We start from the raw sequence: 15,777 nt of genomic DNA on the forward strand, positions 1-15,777 counted from the left end.
GACGGACGACAGACGGCACGGCTTTTTGCCCGTTCAGCTACTGCTTCCTGCTATGACCTGGGCGACGTTGTTCGAACGTGCGGCGGACCACCAGACCACGGTCGACGCTGTCCGTGTGGCCCTCGACGAGCACCGGGCGGAGGACGACGATGCGTGAGCCGTCGCCGGCGCGTGTCGTCGCCGACGCCGACGTCCTCGCCGCCGATCTGCTGTGTGGACCAGACAGCGATGCCCGTGCCGCTATCGACCACATCCGCCGGCACTCGTGGGTCACGCTCGTCGCGAGTGACCACCTGCTAGACGATGCCGCTGCCGTTATCGCCGACCTCGCCGACGACGACCTGGCGGCCGATTGGCGGGCGCGGATCGAACCCGACTGTGACATCGTCGAGCACCCGGTCGGCGACCAGCCCGCGCTGGCATCGGCCTATCGGGGCGGCGCACAGCACCTCCTCTCCTACGATGACGACCTGCGGAGCGCCCGGACCAGCGCGTCGCTCAACCGTCATCTGTCCCTGAGTGTCAGACCACCGGACGCCTTCGCGCGCCTGTTCGACCCGGAGTCACTATACCCAGTCGTCGAGGACGGCGAGTATCCCGGTCCGGACCGTGACCCACGCGCGTAGCCGGTAATTTCGCTGCTTAGTCGTCAGCCGTCGTTACGGTGGTTGTGGCGCCTGCTCCCGACGGCCCGGCTGCGTCCTCGGCAACGTCGAATTCTGCAAGCACCTCACGCAACTCGTCGGTCTGGGCTGCCATCTCCTGTACCTCGGTGGTCACTTCGGTAATCGTCGCGGTCTGTTCCTCGGTCGCGGCGGCGACAGCCTCGGACTCCTCGTTGGTCTGCTCGCTCACTGTCGCGACTTCGTCGACCATATCGACGACCTCCTGCGTGGTCTCTGCCTGTTCGGAGGTAGCTCCCGATATTTCCTGAATCGAATCGTTTACCTCGCCGAGCACGTCGACGATGTCCTCGAAGTCCCGGAGCGCCGACTCGATGGTCGCGGCGCTGTCGGTCACCTGCTGGTTCGTCGCTTCCACGTCGCTGACGGTTTCGCTGGCCTCGTGCTGGACCGCCTCGATGCGGTCCGATACGTCCGTTGCAGCGTCACGGGTCTCTTCGGCGAGCGTCTTCACCTCGTCGGCGACGACGGCGAACCCGTCACCGCTTCCGTCCGCGCGGGCCGCCTCGATGGAGGCGTTCAGCGCGAGCATATTGGTCTGCTCGGCGATGTCCGTGATGACCTCGACGATGTCGTCAATCTCGCTGATCTGGTCGACCAGACTCTCGACCGCAACGGCGATGTCGTCGATACGGGCCTCCATTTCGTCGAGTTCATCGATAGCTTGCTCGGCGTCCGCGCGCCCCTCTCGGCCTCGCTGTGTCGCCTGCTCGGCGGTCCCGGCGGCGCTTTCGGCGGTCGCGGCGATCTCTTCGACGGTGGCAGACAGCCTGTTCATCTCCGAGGCGACGTCGTCGTGGCGCGACGCCTGCTGACTGGCTCCCGCCGAGATCTCCTGAACCGACCGGGAAATCTCGTCGCTCGCATCGTCGATCTCTTCGACGCTCCGGGTGACGTGATCGCTCGTCTCGTCGACGTCCTCTGCGAACGCGGCGACGGTGGCAACCGTCTCCCCCAGCGTCGTCACGAGGTCGTTGTAGTTCTGGACAACGGCGTCGAACTGCTCGTCGTCGGCCTCGAAGTCCTCGTCGATAGTGGCCGTCAGGTCCCCGTCTTTCGCCCGTTCGGCGGCGTCACCGAAGGCGACGACGAGGTCGTTCAACGCCTGGGAGCGCCGTTCGAGGTCGCTGGTCATCGTCTTGAGTTCGGTGGTGTAGTCGTCCATACTGGCGGCCATCTTCTCCAACGACTCTCCGAAAGCTCCGGGGACATCCTCGTCGAGGACGTCGGCGTCGAACTCCTGTCGGGAGAGCGCGTCGGCCTGTCGGGACACCGTCAGAAGGTAGGATTGCATCGATCGAAACGACGAGAGCAGTTCGGCGACCTCGTCGTCCCGCTCGCTCTCGGGCAGTTCCACGTCGAGCTCGCCGGACGCGATGTGGTCCGCACCCGCGGCCATGGCTGTGATTGGCTCGACGAAGTCCTCGCGGGTGATGAACACCGTGTTGGCGAACGCGACGATAGCGCCAGCGAGCAATACACCGGTGACGACGAACCGGACGGTCCCGCTGGCGACGAGAGAGACGACTGCCAGCGCGACCGAGGCGGCAAACTGTAGACCGACGGCCGCGAGCACCTTCCGCTCGACGGAGCCGGAGACGCCGAAGAGGTCCAGTGATTCGCGTATCACCGCTTTGTACTGTCCGACGGGGTCTGTGAGCATACGCACCCTTTTCTTACAGTGTTTAATAATGTTCCAGTCTAATTCTCGGATATTGAAAAGAAATCAGTGGACGTAGGCCCGGTAATAAGCGACACAAGCCCAGGGCCGATAGCGTTCTCGTACTTGATTCTCTACCGGCCTCGATTGACCAGCGCTGCAACGCGCCGGACGACACAGCGCGGCGTCACCCTGACCAGCCGGTCGATAAGCCGCATCGACCGCCGCGGAATGACGACAGTCTCGCCAGCGGCGGCTCCTTCGTAGGCCGCCGTCGCGACTGCTTCGGGCGTATTCGAGGCGACAGACCCAACCATCGAGTCCGCCATCCCGGCTCGTTCCTGAAACTCTGTGTCGACCGGGCCGGGACAGACGACCGTCACATCGACCGGAGTCTCACGGAGTTCCTCGGCCAACGCCTCGCTGAAGCTGTTGATGTACGCTTTGCTCGCGTAGTAGCCAGCGAGATTCGGTCCCGGCTGGAACCCGGCGACTGAACCCACGTTGATAACCGCGCCGCCGTCGTCGAACTCGTCGAGGAATAGCCGCGTCAGTTCGACCGGGAGCATGACGTTCAGCCGCAACTGCGTCCGCTCGGCGTCGAGATCGCTTTCCGCGAACGGGCCGTAGGTCCCCACGCCGACGTTGTTGACGAGGACACCGATGTCCAGCTCGCGGTCCAGCACCTCCTCGTACAGGGCTTCGGCGGCCGCCGCGTGGTCGAGGTCCATTACAATCGGTGTCGCCGTGACGCCCCTCGTTTCGAGGGCCGCGGCCAGCCGCTCCAGTTTCCGCTCGCTCCGGGCGACCAGCACCACGTCGTGCCCGCGTGCGGCGAACTCCTGTGCCAGCGATTTGCCGATGCCCGCCGACGCACCGGTTATCAGGGCGGTGCCGCCGGTCCCGACGACCGGCACGTCGCTACCGCTCACCGTACCACTCCGCGACCGGTGTCGCTTCGGGTTCCAGCGCCGTCGGTCCCTCGTCGCTGGAACTTCCGAGGGATGGGCCCCATCCCTCGACGGACGGTTCGCTACCGCTCACCGTACCACTCCGCGAACTTCGACAACGCCCGCCCGCGGTGGGAGATCGCGTTCTTCTGCTCGGTGCTCATCTCCGCGAACGTCGTTCCGTCGTGCTCGAAGATCGGGTCGAAGCCGAACCCGCCCTCGCCGCGCGGCGCGACGATTTCACCGTTCACGCGCCCCTCGAACAGCTTTACCGGGACTGTCTCGCTGCTCCTCCCCGCGCTCCCGTCGTGGACCTGTTCGTCCGTCGTCGCCGCGCCGCGGTCGTCGGCCGCTAGGTCCTGTCCGCGCCGGTCCTCGCGGTCGATCCCGCCCGGATCAGGCGTCGCCTCGAACCCTTCGCCGTCGCAGTAGGCGATGACCGTCTTGAACGCCGCGCCGCGGTCGTCCTCCGGCTCGGTCATGCGCCAGACGCGCTCTACGCCGACGGTGTCCTCGACGTAGGAGGAGTACGGCCCGGGGAACCCGTCGAAGGCGTCGATGAACAGTCCTGCGTCGTCGACGATGACCGGTCCGTCAGCCGCTCGGTAGGCCGCCCGCGCCCCCTCGGCCGCGACCGTTTTCAGGTCGTCTGCCTGGACTTCCGGGTAATCGAAGTCGAACTGTTCGACCTCGTCGTCGAGATACTCGGTCGCCTCCCGGACCTTCCCGGGGTTGGTCGTGACAAAATTGAGCATACCGGCACACAGCGACCGGCGATAAAAGAGCCGTCGAAACTCCGCAACCGCCCAACCAATCCGTCTCAGTCGACGACGACTTCGACAGGTTCGTCCTCGCTCTCGGATTCGAACTCCTCGCTGCTGCCGCCGCGTTCGAGATACAGCATCACGCCGGCGACCGCCAGCACGACCCACGAGCGCCAGTTCGCCAGGTTCAGCGTGTAGCCGATGCCGAACGGCTTCTCCACCAGCATGTCATCGCCCGGCTTCCAATAGGCCGACACCAACCGCTTGAGGCTCGGTCGTTCGAAGTTGTACGGCACGCCGAACAACGTTCCCGACTGGGGTTTTTCTGCCATACCGATTCCTATTCGGGCCGAGGTTAAACCATTTGTCCACCACCTTTTTCGACGGGGGCATCGCGCTCGCTCCCGGCGAGCGCTCAACCCCGGTCCAAAAACGTCCTCAGAAGTCGGAGACTTCTGATGGGCTGCACAAGAGCTTCGCTCTTGTGAACGTGGGCGAAAAAGGCGCGAATCGCGGAGCGATTCGCGTGAAACCGCGGCCGAAGGCCGCGGTATGCTTGCTCCGCCGACCGCAACTCAGCACCGCCCTTGGTTCCTATCCTACTGATACCGGCCCCGACCCTCGATGTCGTCGAGGCTGGCGAACACCGTGTCGGCGTGGTCGCTCTCGGTCCGGTAGGCGTCCTCGGCAGCCGACAGCAGCGTCTCGGGATCGTCCGCGGTCCCGGCGAGCGACTGGGCGAGGACGTGGAGGTCCATCGCGTGGTCCTCGGCCTCCTGCGTGTAGTAGCCGAGGCCGAAGTCGATCAGGAACGTCTGGTCCGCCTGTTCGTCACGACCACCGACCCGGACGTTTCGCGTCGTCGGGTCTCCGTGGACGAAGCCGGCGTCGTGGATGCGAGCGAGCCATCGGCCCACGTCTGTAACGCGTGACTCGGACAGCCCCTCGCGCAGGTCAGCATCGCCCACGCGCTGGAAAACGATACGAGATTCCTGCGGGTCCACGTCACGGACAAGCGGCGTCGGGACGCCGTTGCGCCGGGCTTCGCTGGTGAGTCGGGCCTCCTGTCTGGTGCGTTCGATTCGCAGGCGCTCGTCGAGCGTCGGATGGCGGTAGCTGCGGGGCACGCGCTCCTTGATGACGCGATCACCGTCGAAGCGGACGGTCGCCTCCGCGCCCTGGACTTCGTCGTCCGCCGCCCGATAGCTGTCCACCGACTCTTCGGTCCCGCGCCAGGTGACGGCCACCTCGTCGGGCCGGAAGTTCGAGTCAATCTGTGAGTCTTCGATAGCGATGGTGTCGCCGGCCGCGTACATCTTCGCGCCGAGTATGGCTATCATCCCCGCGTTGTCCCGCAGGAAGCGATTTTCGGGGGCGTAAAACGTTGCGCCGCGTTGCTCGCACATCTCGCCGAGCATCCGCTGGAGACGGTCGTTCTGGCCGACGCCGCCGCCAAGCACCAGCTCGTCAGCGCCGGTCAGCGACAGCGCCCGCTCGGAGACTTCCGTCAGCATCGCGAAGATGGTCTCCTCCATCCCGCGGCAGACATCGTCGACCGGAACGCCGTCGTCGACGGCCTGCTTGGCGGCGCTCATGATGCCCGAGAACGAGAAGTCCATCCCCTTGACGACGTAGGGCAGTTCGTGGTACTCGCCGTCGCGGGCGTGCTGTTCGACCTTCGGTCCGCCGGGATGGGACCAGCCGATGTGGCGGGTGAACTTGTCGATAGCGTTACCGACGCCGGTGTCCATCGTCTCGCCCAGCACGCGGTACCGGCCGTTGCGGTAGCCCAGGATGTGGGCGTTCGCGCCGGAGGCGTTCAGACACACCGGCGAATCGAAGCCCGAGCGATGGCGGCCCACTTCGAGGTGGGCGACCATGTGGTTCACGCTGACCAGCGGCACGTCGAACCGTTGGGCGACCGCCCGAGCGGCTGTGGCGACGATGCGAAGACAGGGGCCGAGTCCCGGGCCACGAGCGAAGGCGACGGCGTCAATCGGCGCGCTGTCGTCTCCGTCCCCGTTCGTACCGCCAGCGGCCGCCCGCTCGTGTGCGTGCTCGATGGCCGTCTCGACGACGGTCGGGATGGCTTCGCCCATATGCTCGGCGGCCTCGCGCGGGTGGATGCCGCCGCTGTCTGGCGCGTATGCGTCCGTCTCGATGAAAACGTGGTCGTCGTCAGTTACCTGCGCTGGGTCCGGCGTCTCGAACACCGAAGCACTGGCTGCCCAGGCGGTACCTTCGATACCCAGAATACGCATCGGGCGGCCTTACTTCCACTCGGTGTAGCCGCACTTGCCGCAGTGCTGGCGGTCCTCGTGCTCGGCGAGGACGGTGTCACCGCACCGGGGACAGGTCTCGCGGTCGAGTTCGCCGTCGTCGCTGTAGTACTCGTTGTGTGGCATCTATGCTTCCTCCGCTTCCTCTTCGCCGTCGGCGACGATCTTGTTGCGTTCGAGCATGTGGTCCTGCTCGACGTCGCGAGCGTACTCGGGGTTGTCGTAGACCTTCGCGTAGCCGACCGTCTTCCGCATGCCGAACTTGGTGTCGAGCTTGTGGATGACGACTTCTTCGGCATCCTTGTTCAGCGTGGCCGCAAGAGAGTCGCGGACAGAGAGACGGGAGGGGGTGGCTTCGTCGTGGACGACCTCGAACCGGACGTCCGTGCGGTGCAACATGGGATTCTCGTCTTCTTCGATGATGTCGATATCCATGGTTCGTTGTCCGTATCTACCCGCCGAAGCGCGTAAAAGGATTTCGAAGCGGTTGACGCCGCCTCGGCGGCTGAGCGTCCGCGATTCCATGTCACCGCGCCGTATCGCGGTTCGGCAAGAGGCGCGGGAACGTACAGTAGCGGCCGGCTGTGTCCCGTACAGCGCCCCAGAGCATTATCGGCCGGCAGCTGTTCCCTACCGCTCGCCCAGCTGTGCGAGGAGGTGTGAGAGATGGATTCGCTCGTTGGCCGCGTCCACGAGCGCCATATCCGTCTCCCCGGCCATGGTGTGAATTTCGGCCAGTCGATCGCCGGAGTAGCGTGACCGGGCCACCGCCAGTATGTCGTCGAGGATGTCGGACGCGCCATACCCCTCGTCGACGAGCAGGTCGTCGAGCGTCGACCGCGCGTCGGTAAAGCGCCCGTCTTCGGCCGCGTCGATCATCTGCTCGACCTGGTCGTCGGCTTCGACGGCGTTCAGCGTCTCGAAGGCGGCGTCCATCGTCACCTCGCCTTCGGCTTCGGCGGTCGTCTGGGCGGCCAGCACTGCTGTTCGGAGGTCCCCCTCAGCGTAGCCGGCGACGTACTCGATGCCGTCGTCGTCGTGGTCGACGCCCTCCGCGGTGACGATGTCCTCCAGCACGGACGCCGTCTCCTCGTGAGTCGGTTCGCGCATCACGACCGGGAAACACCGCGAGCGGATCGGCGGGATAACGGCCGAGGGCTGGCGCGTCGCGATGACGAACTGCGTCGCCTCGTAGTACTGCTCCATCACCCGACGGAGCGCCTGCTGGAAGTCCTCGCGCATCCCCTCAGCGTTGTCGAGCAGGATGGTTTTGTAGCTGCCCGACACCGGCGAGTAGCTGGCGGACTCCTTGAGGACGTGGTTGATGAGGTCGGCCTTCGAGGATTCGCGGCGGCGCTTGCTGTCGATGAACGACGCGAACCGCGGGTCGTTCGAGACCTCCTTTTTCGTCATGTCGAACACGTCCGCCATGTTGAGTTCCGTGAAGTCCGCGTCGGGGTTCTCGTGGACCTCCCGGGCAAAGGCTCGGACAGCGGCCGTCTTCCCGCTCCCTTTCGGCCCGTGGACTAGGAGGTTCATCGGCTCCTCGATGGCTCCTTGCAGGTGTTCGCGGGCCTTCGGCTGGCGGATATCCGACAACTCCGGGGCGTGTGTCTCCGTCCACAGCGGCGCGTCCATCTGTTGGCACTGGGTATGCCCGGCCCCGACAAGTATCCCGCGGTCCGCGGGCTCACGCTATCCGCTGGTACCAATGGTGCAATCGCGGCGCGTTCAGTGACGCCGCTCACGACCGCAACCCAATAGCGACCGACACACCGGCACCGGTGGTCCCCGGCCCTCGCTTACGAGAGCAGACTGTCCGCGACTGGCTGCCATCCACATTCCACGCACTCGAACTCCGCGTCGGCTGTTTTTATCACCGGCTCATGGCATTGCTTACATTCCAGTAGGGGATTGTGGGGCCGAGTGGCTGGTCGAGGCATACGTTAACATATTACATGTTATTCTCATATAACCATTCATTCTACGTACCTAGAACCATGCCGCTACGACCGGCGGAGCTGAAGTCGTATACCGGCTATGTGTGCGTTTCCAGCTGCCGCTCCTGCTGGTTGTTCGCAGCAAAACCCGCCGGCCGGGAGTGAGCGAACGCGACGCGTTCGCGAACATCGGGCGGCAAACGACCGCAGGGAGTGCGCCGGCCGGGAATTGAACCCGATTGCGAGACTCACTCCGTTCGCCTCGCGTGATTCAATTCCCGTGGACTGCATTTGCTGCTCGCGACTTGCTCGCAGCAAAATGCGCCGGCCGGGAATTGAACCCGGGCTATTGCCTTGGGAAGGCAATGTCCTACCACTGGACCACCGGCGCTCGTTGCACTCGCGCCGAGCATTGCGGTTCCCTTGGAACCGCATTACACCGGCGCGCATCGTTCACTACGGTCACTCGCGCGCCGAGGCTCGCAAATCCGTCGGATTTGCTCACCACCGGCGCACTTCGGTAGACTGCAGGTCGGTCGGACCTGCGAACCCCGTATCGAACTGTCAACAGCGACCGCACTTGAACGTAGCGTTTCGACTGGACGGTCGTCCGAAAATATCGCGCCGATGGATGGGTATTAGTTCCGCCCGGCCAACTAGTAGATATGGCAACAGCGGACTCCGTCGTACGGGCCAACGACCCGATCGACCTGACGTTCTCCGAGGCTGAACTGGACGCCCACCGCGACCATATCACGTCGTTCATCGAGGACCAGGTCGACGCTGCCGGTGTCGACACCGTGGTGCTGGGGCTCTCTGGCGGCATCGACAGCACACTCGTCTCACACCTGGCTGTCGAGGCGCTTGGCCGCGACGCTGTCCACGGCCTCGTGATGCCCAGCGAGGTCAACCGCGCGGACAACATGAGTGACGCCGAGCGCGTGGCCAACGACCTGCTCGGCATCGAGTACGACGTTATCGAAATCAACCCGCTGGTCGACGCATTCCTCGACGCCTATCCCGACGCCGAGGGCGACCAGCTCGCCGTCGGCAATCTCCGGGTTCGCTGTCGGGCGGTGCTGAACTATCTCGTCGGCAACCACGAGCAGGCGCTGGTCCTAGGCACCGGGAACCGGAGCGAAGCACTGGTCGGCTACTACACGAAGTACGGCGACGGCGCGGTCGACTGCCATCCCATCGCGGCGCTGTACAAACAGCAGGTCCGACAGCTGGCGAAACACGTCGGCGTCCCCGACGACCTCGCGGAAAAGACCGCCAGCGCCGAGATGTGGGCCGGCCAGACCGACGCCGACGAGATGGGGATGGACTACGACACGCTCGACTCTATCCTCGCCCTGCATATCGACGGCGGCGTCCCGGCGGCTGCGACGGCCGACCGGCTCGGTGTCCCGCTGGATGTTGTCGAGACTGTCCGAGAAATGTACGAATCGAGCGCCCACAAGCGAGCGATGCCGCCGGGTGCGGACCCGCTGTACTGAGGCCTGTTCCTTCGAGTTAGCCGTCAGCGGACCGGGTTCTCCGGCCCGCGGCCCAGATACTCCGAGAGGAACGCGTGGACGGTGTCGGCGTCGTAGCTGTCCAGCGTTAGCTCGTGCCGCCACGCCGTCACGACGTAGGTCGCCCGCGGGTCATCGTTGGGGTTCGGGACGGCGACGACGCTCCGCCAGGTGCCGGTGTGGGTGCTGGAGAACTCCCGAAGGCTCTCTCTGGCTTCTGGGGAAATTGCATCGGGGTCGTAGTAGACGATGACCGCGCCGTGTTCGAGCGTGTGGACGAGCGAACCGAGCAGCGGCGTCGCCTCGTAGAAGCCTGCATCGACTGTCGAAGCGTAGTGCGTCCCGGAGAGTGGCGGGACCCGCTGGTAGTCGATAGCACTGCCTTCTTCGACGTGGGTGGTCCCTCTGTCCGGGAACTGCTTGACGCCGGCCAGTCGGTCGCTGTCGCCGGTGTCGTCCAGTGACGACGCTTCGACCCCGGAGGCCTCGACTGCCGACAGCGGCTGTGCGCCCGCCGTCCCGACGAGGTCCGCGTCGCTGCCGCCGTCGCCACCACTCAGCTGGGTCGCGTACACTGTGAGTCCGATAGCGAGCACGACGACGACGCCGATAACAATCGGCCCGACCGGGAGGGCGTTCCCCTCTTCGCCACCGGTATGCTCTTCGACGCGCCGTCGATCAATCGCGCCCAGTTCGCCGTCGTGGGCGTCGGCGAGATGGTCAAGGTAGGCGTCGTCGCCGTCGAACGATTCCCCGCAGTACTCACAGTCGACCATTGGCGGTCCGTATGCGAGGCGTCGTCTTGTACCCTTTCCTACTCAGTCTTCGCGTTGAGGTCGGCGAAGGCCTGCTGCTCGCGGCGCTCCTGTGTTTCCCTGTCTGCATCGTCTCGCATCCGTGCTTTCAGCACTCGAAGCGCGTCCGCGTCGACGGCTGCTATCTCTTCAGCGACAGCCCGAGGCTCCGCAGTCACCCGTGAGACCAGCCCCATCTGCAGCGCCGTCTCGGCGTCAAGCGTTCGGCCGGAGAGTGCGATGTCGAGCGCGTCGCCGGTCCCGACGATGTCGGGGAGCCGCGCCGTCCCGCCCCAGGCTCCGAACAGGCCGAGTTTGACCCCGGTTTCGGCCAGCGTTGCGCCGGGCGTCGCCACCCGGATATCGCAGGCCAGCGCCAGTTCGACGCCGCCGCCCCGTGCTGCGCCGTCGATACCGGCGACGACGGCCCCCTCGTAGGATTCGAGTGTCTGGGCGACTCGCTGGCCCAGCGCCGCGAACGCTTCGGCGCTCTCTGCATCGAGGGCCTTGACCTCGTCGAGGTCCGCGCCGGCGCAGAACGCCTCGCCAGCGCCGTGGAGATACAGCACTGGTTCGGTCGCTGACTCGACGGCTGCTTCGAGGTCACGTAGCGCCGCACTGGTGAGCGCATTGCGCTGGTCGGGCCGGTCAAGCGTCAGGGTCCGGATACCATCGCCGTTCGTGGTCTGTACCATGGCTGCTGTGACTCTGCGGTTTCCAAAGGTCTTTGCCCTTCCCGTCGCTAGACCCTCATAATGGAGGAAGTGGCGGCAGTTCGCCGAGCGGCGTTGGCGGCAGTCGACGATGTCGAGCCTGACCGGCTTCACGAGCGGATCGCCGCTCGCCTGGACGACGCGTCGCTTGCGCCCGGCGTCCTGGCGCTCGTCAGCGCGGGCGCAACCAGCGACCCACCGGTCGACCTGGCCGACGGCGTCGCCGACCGAGCCGCCGGCGTTCAACTCATCTACGAGGGACTTTCGCTCACTCGCCAACTGGCCCACGACGACCCTTGGGTCAACGGCGACCGCGACGCGGCCGACCTGGATATCCTCATCGCGGACATCCTCGTCTCGCGTGGCTTCTACCTGCTCGCCAGGACCGAGGCCGCCGACGCCGCCGTCTCCGTCGTCCGTTCGTTCGGCCACGACCAGACAGTCCGTCAGACGACCAACGACGACAGTCTCGACGCCGCGCTCGAAACTGACATTCTGGAACTCGCCGTGGTCGCCGGCGTCACCGCCGCCGGCATCCGACCCACACCGACGCTCCGCGAGTACGCGACTGAACTGGCCGTTGACGGCCTCCCGTCGAACGCCAAATTGCTCGGTGAGGAGGTTGCCGACGCGCTCCGGGCCCGCGCGGGGGCCGAACAGCCATCCGGCGACGGGACCGAGGCCGCCGCCGACCACTGATACTAATCGACACACCGGCCCTGAATCGAAACGACTTTAGACAATTGCCGGATACACATTGATGCGTGCCTGGGTAGCTTAGCGGTAAAGCGCGTCCTTGGTAAGGACGAGACCCCGGATTCAAATTCCGGCCTAGGCTTTTTCCAAGCGACTGACCCAGAGCGCCAGCGATGGGTCCGGAGCGCGTGAAACGCCGGATCCGGAATTTGAATCCCTGCCAGTCGCAGCGCCGACCAGCGTGAGGGCGACCGTCCTGCTCCGGTTCACATTCCGGCAGAGGCTTTCTACAACGAATTAACTGTCCAGAGCGACGGACTCCGTGATCAGGTGAGGCAATAGTGGCAGTTGCAAGCCCGAAATTGTACCGAAGCGTGGAATCCCGAAACCTTCAGTTCTGCTGACTGCTTGCAAAGGGATATACCGCTGTAGGCCCAACATTGCATGTGGGTACCACACACGACGAGACGGCAGAGGCGGTATCGCAAGCCGAGAACGGCCGCGCCATGGGGCCCGCCGCGCTGGCGTCCGTCGCGTCCGTTGCCCTGGCGCTGTACTTCTACTACGTCCGCGGCGACAAACAGCGGGGTCAGTTCATCGGTCTCTGGCCTGCGACCATCCTCGGACTCGCCGCGTATCTCAGACTCGGCGAAATCAAACGGCTTCTCCGAGAGGGCGCTGACTGAACAGGAACTGACGCCGGATTCCGCCGTGGTATCGAGTTACAACCAGCCGTCCGACCAGCCACCACCATCGACACATGCGCTCAACCCTCGCCCAGACCATCACACGCCTTGACCTTGACACCCGAATCCAGTACGGACTGATGCTCCTCTTCGGAGGACTCTGCCTGCTAGCGGCGGCCGCCCCGCTTGGCCCCCTCACGAAGGCCGTCGTCGTCTCCGCGCTGTTCGGATTCACCGGCGGGCTCTGGGTGTCACACCTCGTGCAGATCATTCAACGGGCCGCGGAAACGGCACAGCCCGAGGCCGAGCAATGACTGAAGATGTCACCGAGGACTCGCCACAGACATCCGGCTTCCTCGCCGGGCTCGAGTTTCTCACCGGTGAGGACCCCAGCGCAGGCTCGTTCCTGCTGGTCGTTGGGATGGTCACCTGCGTCTTCATCGCCGCGTTCCAGTTCATGCTGACCCCCCCGATTTCGACACTGCTTACGGGGCTCGTTCTGGTCATCGCCGTTATCAGCTTCATACTGGGCGCGGTGCTGGATATGCTCAATTACTTCGACACGCCGCGGAGCCCGTCACATTGAGCCTGGCGCACGGAAGCCATCCCGCTAACACCGCCCTCTAGTGGCAGTTCCTGTCGGCTACCGCTGCGGTTCTTCTGCGAGCGCCGTTTCCCGTAGTCGCTTGCATGCCTCGCTTTCGGCCGTCAGTTCGGGCACAGGCGTGGGCGTGCCGTCGTCGACGGCGACGAAGGTGGCGTAGGCGCTCGTCGTCTCCTCCGTTTCGCCCGTGTGGGGGTCCTCGCGGGCGACTTCGATGCGAACCCGGACGCTGGTTCGGCCCGTCGCGTAGGCGTATGACTCGATGAGTGCGGTGTCACCGATGGGTATCGGGCGCTCGAAGTCGACGCGAGACATCTGCGCGGTCACGCAGGACTCTCTGGCGGCCCGCATGGCCGACATCGCCCCGATTTCGTCCATCCACTTCATCACGATGCCCCCGTGGGCACTGTTGTAGTTGTTAGCGTGGGTCGGCTGGACGCGCTCACGGTTGACGATGTGCGTATCGGCGATAGTCGGCATACCGTCTCGTAGAGCGTGTCCCGGGAAAACGGTGTGGTGCGCGGCTGACGGGATTCAGCAGTGACGGCGTGCATTCATACTGGTGCCGTGGCTCGCAACCGCCAGACAAACAGCTCCGGTGCCGGACTTATCCGGTGAACTGGTGGTATTCGAGGCCTTTGTGTTTCATCTCGTTGTGCTTGCGTTCGAGGAACGAGTAGACGGAGCCATGCGGTGCACCGTCCAGAATCATCTCGGCAGCCTCCCGGACGGCGTCGACCTGCTCCGGGCCGCCGATGATGCCCAGCGTCGAGCCGTAGATGACGACGGCCGCGCCGGAAAGTTCCTGCATGAGTTCCCGCGTCCGGCCGCCCTCACCGATGAGGCGGCCCTTCTGGCGGCGGAAGTCGTTCTTGTTGCGGGAGGCGGCCTCGATATCGATGAGTTCGAACATCATCATGTCGTCCTCAAGCAGCGCCAGCGCGTCGTCGGGCGCGAACCCGCGGCCGATGGCCTTCACGATGTCGGGGCCTTTCAGCGCCGTCACGGGGTCGCCGACGGACTCGACTTTCACCGTGCCGTCCTCGGAATCGATATCCAGCCGGACCTCTGCGCGCTCCTCGATCTCGCGCATGGTCTCACCTCCCTCGCCGATCAACACACCGATACGGTCCTGCGGAATCTTCACGTGTTGCATAAGTATACCTCTCTGTAGGAGGGTCTGCCTGTTTAAAACTTCGGCAGTCGCGTGACTGTAAGATGCCGGGCGCCCGTCCGCCGGCAGAAGCCATTTCAGTCCAGGAACTCGACGCCGGTAATTTCGAACCGCGCGCCGCCCGTGTTGCTGTCGGTGACGAGGATATCCCAACCGTGTGCGCCCGCGATGGTCCGGACAATCGAGAGGCCGTAGCCGCTGCCGTCTTCGGCAGTCGTGAAGCCGTGGTCGAACACGTCGTCTTTGATGTCTGCCGGGATGCCGGGGCCGTCGTCCTCGACGTAGAAGCCGTGGTCCAGCGGGCCGACGCGGACGATAACGGCTCCGTCGCCGTGTCGGATGCTGTTCTGAAAGAGGTTCTCGAACAGTTCGATGAGGCGGTCGGCGTCGGCGCTCACCGAGCCGACGTGGTCGTAGTGGAGCGTGGCTCGTTCGGTGGTTCCGCCGCCCCCTTCCCAGGCGGTGTCGACGACGCCCTTGACGTTCGTCGTTTCCGGGTCGGTGACGACGTTGCCCTGCTTGGCGACCGAGAGCAGATCGTCGACGAGGCGGGCCATCCTGTCGCTCGTCTCCTCGAGCGCGTCGAGGTGTTCCTCGTCACCGGTTTCGCGGGCCAGATGCACTCGTGAGGAGATGACACTGAGTGGGCTCCGCAGGTCGTGGGCGAGGATATCCGTGAACTCCTTGAGCCGGTCGTTCTGGCGTTCGAGCATCTTGTCGTACTGGTGTTTCTCGGTCGTGTCCTGGCTGACTGCGACGAACCCCTCGGGGTCCCCGTCCCCGAGCGGCGAGAGCGAGAGGGTGGCCCAGAACACCGAGCCGTCAGCCTGCCGGTGCCAGTGCTGTGTCTCGACGGGGCTGTCTGTCGCCTCCACCAGCAGTGACTCGACGGTCGTCTCCATCTCCTCGGGATCGGCAAACAGCATGTCCAAGTGGCGGCCGACCGTCGCGTCCCGGTCGTAGCCGTACAGCGTCGCTGCCGGGTCGGGCCAGGTCGTGATGGTGCCTCCGGCATCGAGCATGAACACCGCATGCGAGGACAGTCCCTCGATGAGGCGCTCAGACACCGAGGCGTCGCTGTTCGCGGTCTGCTGATCCGAACTGCTGTCTGATGGGGTGGTGTCCATCAGCCGCACCTACTCGGGACAGGCCAGCGCCGGCTCACACAGCATGGGTAGCACTGTGACAGGTCATCCATGTGTATATATACGACCTCTAACATTTTACGCACTGTGGTTTTCACAGTCAAACCGGGTTGTGAGGAAGCGGGTAACAACGGCGGTGTGCTGCGGTTTGTCTGCCGGAACTCAGTGCCAT

20 protein-coding genes and 2 tRNA genes are annotated in these 15,777 nt (G+C 64.9%); 7 read left to right on the forward strand and 15 right to left on the reverse strand.

Annotation, left to right across the window (positions count from 1 at the left end; genetic code table 11):
- The first annotated feature begins 149 nt into the window (after positions 1-149).
- Positions 150-626, forward strand: coding sequence for a hypothetical protein (locus Har1131_RS03200; protein ID WP_014041544.1), 477 nt, complete (start codon positions 150-152; stop codon positions 624-626).
- 16 nt (positions 627-642) lie between these two features.
- Here the strand turns inward: Har1131_RS03200 and Har1131_RS03205 are convergent, their stop codons facing one another.
- The 10 genes from Har1131_RS03205 to Har1131_RS03245 all read right to left on the reverse strand — a co-directional run bounded on the left by Har1131_RS03205 (position 643) and on the right by Har1131_RS03245 (position 8,667).
- A complete protein-coding gene (locus Har1131_RS03205) occupies positions 643-2,346 on the reverse strand; it encodes a HAMP domain-containing methyl-accepting chemotaxis protein (RefSeq protein ID WP_044952059.1) in 1,704 nt (567 codons plus the stop codon).
- Positions 2,347-2,477: 131 nt separating this feature from the next.
- Positions 2,478-3,275, reverse strand: coding sequence for an SDR family oxidoreductase (locus tag Har1131_RS03210; RefSeq protein ID WP_014041542.1), 798 nt, complete (start codon positions 3,273-3,275; stop codon positions 2,478-2,480).
- A complete protein-coding gene (locus Har1131_RS22460) occupies positions 3,265-3,387 on the reverse strand; it encodes a hypothetical protein (RefSeq protein ID WP_255355555.1) in 123 nt (40 codons plus the stop codon). The genes Har1131_RS03210 and Har1131_RS22460 overlap by 11 nt, the downstream gene beginning before the upstream one ends.
- Complete coding sequence (locus tag Har1131_RS03215) at positions 3,377-4,048, reverse strand: non-canonical purine NTP pyrophosphatase (RefSeq protein WP_014041541.1); 672 nt, start codon at positions 4,046-4,048, stop codon at positions 3,377-3,379. The genes Har1131_RS22460 and Har1131_RS03215 overlap by 11 nt, the downstream gene beginning before the upstream one ends.
- Positions 4,049-4,113: 65 nt before the next feature.
- Positions 4,114-4,389 carry a DUF5808 domain-containing protein gene (locus Har1131_RS03220; protein ID WP_004590574.1) on the reverse strand — a complete coding sequence of 92 codons (276 nt, stop codon included), beginning with the start codon at positions 4,387-4,389 and terminating at the stop codon, positions 4,114-4,116.
- 267 nt (positions 4,390-4,656) lie between these two features.
- Positions 4,657-6,318 (reverse strand): bifunctional N(6)-L-threonylcarbamoyladenine synthase/serine/threonine protein kinase, encoded by a 1,662-nt coding sequence (locus tag Har1131_RS03225; RefSeq protein ID WP_129755725.1) that lies wholly within the window; start codon positions 6,316-6,318, stop codon positions 4,657-4,659.
- A 9-nt stretch (positions 6,319-6,327) separates the two neighbouring features.
- On the reverse strand, positions 6,328-6,462 hold the full coding sequence (locus Har1131_RS03230; RefSeq protein ID WP_004590578.1) for a 30S ribosomal protein S27ae: 135 nt from the start codon (positions 6,460-6,462) through the stop codon (positions 6,328-6,330).
- Positions 6,463-6,771 carry a 30S ribosomal protein S24e gene (locus Har1131_RS03235; protein ID WP_004516108.1) on the reverse strand — a complete coding sequence of 103 codons (309 nt, stop codon included), beginning with the start codon at positions 6,769-6,771 and terminating at the stop codon, positions 6,463-6,465.
- 195 nt (positions 6,772-6,966) lie between these two features.
- On the reverse strand, positions 6,967-7,974 hold the full coding sequence (locus Har1131_RS03240) for an AAA family ATPase (protein WP_050007485.1): 1,008 nt from the start codon (positions 7,972-7,974) through the stop codon (positions 6,967-6,969).
- 622 nt (positions 7,975-8,596) lie between these two features.
- Positions 8,597-8,667: transfer RNA gene (locus Har1131_RS03245), tRNA-Gly, on the reverse strand.
- A 274-nt stretch (positions 8,668-8,941) separates the two neighbouring features.
- Between Har1131_RS03245 and Har1131_RS03250 the strand changes: the two genes are divergently transcribed.
- Complete coding sequence (locus Har1131_RS03250) at positions 8,942-9,775, forward strand: NAD+ synthase (protein WP_050037185.1); 834 nt, start codon at positions 8,942-8,944, stop codon at positions 9,773-9,775.
- 23 nt (positions 9,776-9,798) lie between these two features.
- Here the strand turns inward: Har1131_RS03250 and Har1131_RS03255 are convergent, their stop codons facing one another.
- Together Har1131_RS03255 and Har1131_RS03260 are read right to left on the reverse strand one after the other, a co-directional pair.
- Positions 9,799-10,569, reverse strand: a complete 771-nt coding sequence (locus Har1131_RS03255; protein ID WP_050037184.1) for a DUF3105 domain-containing protein — start codon at positions 10,567-10,569, stop codon at positions 9,799-9,801.
- Positions 10,570-10,607: 38 nt separating this feature from the next.
- Positions 10,608-11,282, reverse strand: a complete 675-nt coding sequence (locus tag Har1131_RS03260) for an enoyl-CoA hydratase/isomerase family protein (RefSeq protein WP_151145060.1) — start codon at positions 11,280-11,282, stop codon at positions 10,608-10,610.
- A gap of 60 nt (positions 11,283-11,342) precedes the next feature.
- On the opposite strand from Har1131_RS03260, the gene Har1131_RS03265 reads away from it, so the two are divergent.
- The 5 genes from Har1131_RS03265 to Har1131_RS03285 all read left to right on the forward strand — a co-directional run bounded on the left by Har1131_RS03265 (position 11,343) and on the right by Har1131_RS03285 (position 13,268).
- Positions 11,343-11,999 carry a hypothetical protein gene (locus tag Har1131_RS03265; protein WP_014041535.1) on the forward strand — a complete coding sequence of 219 codons (657 nt, stop codon included), beginning with the start codon at positions 11,343-11,345 and terminating at the stop codon, positions 11,997-11,999.
- A gap of 67 nt (positions 12,000-12,066) precedes the next feature.
- Positions 12,067-12,138: transfer RNA gene (locus Har1131_RS03270), tRNA-Thr, on the forward strand.
- Between the two features lie 304 nt (positions 12,139-12,442).
- Positions 12,443-12,682: a hypothetical protein gene (locus Har1131_RS03275; RefSeq protein ID WP_225308072.1), complete on the forward strand. Its 240-nt coding sequence runs from the start codon at positions 12,443-12,445 to the stop codon at positions 12,680-12,682.
- A 74-nt stretch (positions 12,683-12,756) separates the two neighbouring features.
- Positions 12,757-12,996: a hypothetical protein gene (locus tag Har1131_RS03280; RefSeq protein WP_023843445.1), complete on the forward strand. Its 240-nt coding sequence runs from the start codon at positions 12,757-12,759 to the stop codon at positions 12,994-12,996.
- The gene (locus Har1131_RS03285) at positions 12,993-13,268 is read left to right on the forward strand and encodes a hypothetical protein (RefSeq protein ID WP_014041532.1); all 276 of its coding nucleotides are present in this window, start codon (positions 12,993-12,995) and stop codon (positions 13,266-13,268) included. Before Har1131_RS03280 ends, Har1131_RS03285 begins: the two co-directional genes overlap by 4 nt.
- 57 nt (positions 13,269-13,325) lie before the next feature.
- Here the strand turns inward: Har1131_RS03285 and Har1131_RS03290 are convergent, their stop codons facing one another.
- The 3 genes from Har1131_RS03290 to Har1131_RS03300 form a co-directional block, all read right to left on the reverse strand.
- Positions 13,326-13,766, reverse strand: coding sequence for an acyl-CoA thioesterase (locus tag Har1131_RS03290; RefSeq protein ID WP_014041531.1), 441 nt, complete (start codon positions 13,764-13,766; stop codon positions 13,326-13,328).
- Positions 13,767-13,893: 127 nt separating this feature from the next.
- Complete coding sequence (locus Har1131_RS03295) at positions 13,894-14,442, reverse strand: KH domain-containing protein (RefSeq protein WP_004590591.1); 549 nt, start codon at positions 14,440-14,442, stop codon at positions 13,894-13,896.
- 95 nt (positions 14,443-14,537) lie between these two features.
- The gene (locus Har1131_RS03300; protein ID WP_151103902.1) at positions 14,538-15,587 is read right to left on the reverse strand and encodes a nitrogen regulation protein NR(II); all 1,050 of its coding nucleotides are present in this window, start codon (positions 15,585-15,587) and stop codon (positions 14,538-14,540) included.
- Positions 15,588-15,777: the final 190 nt, after the last annotated feature.

The sequence above is a fragment of the Haloarcula sp. CBA1131 genome, from assembly GCF_008728975.1.
Taxonomy (GTDB): Archaea; Halobacteriota; Halobacteria; order Halobacteriales; family Haloarculaceae; genus Haloarcula; species Haloarcula hispanica.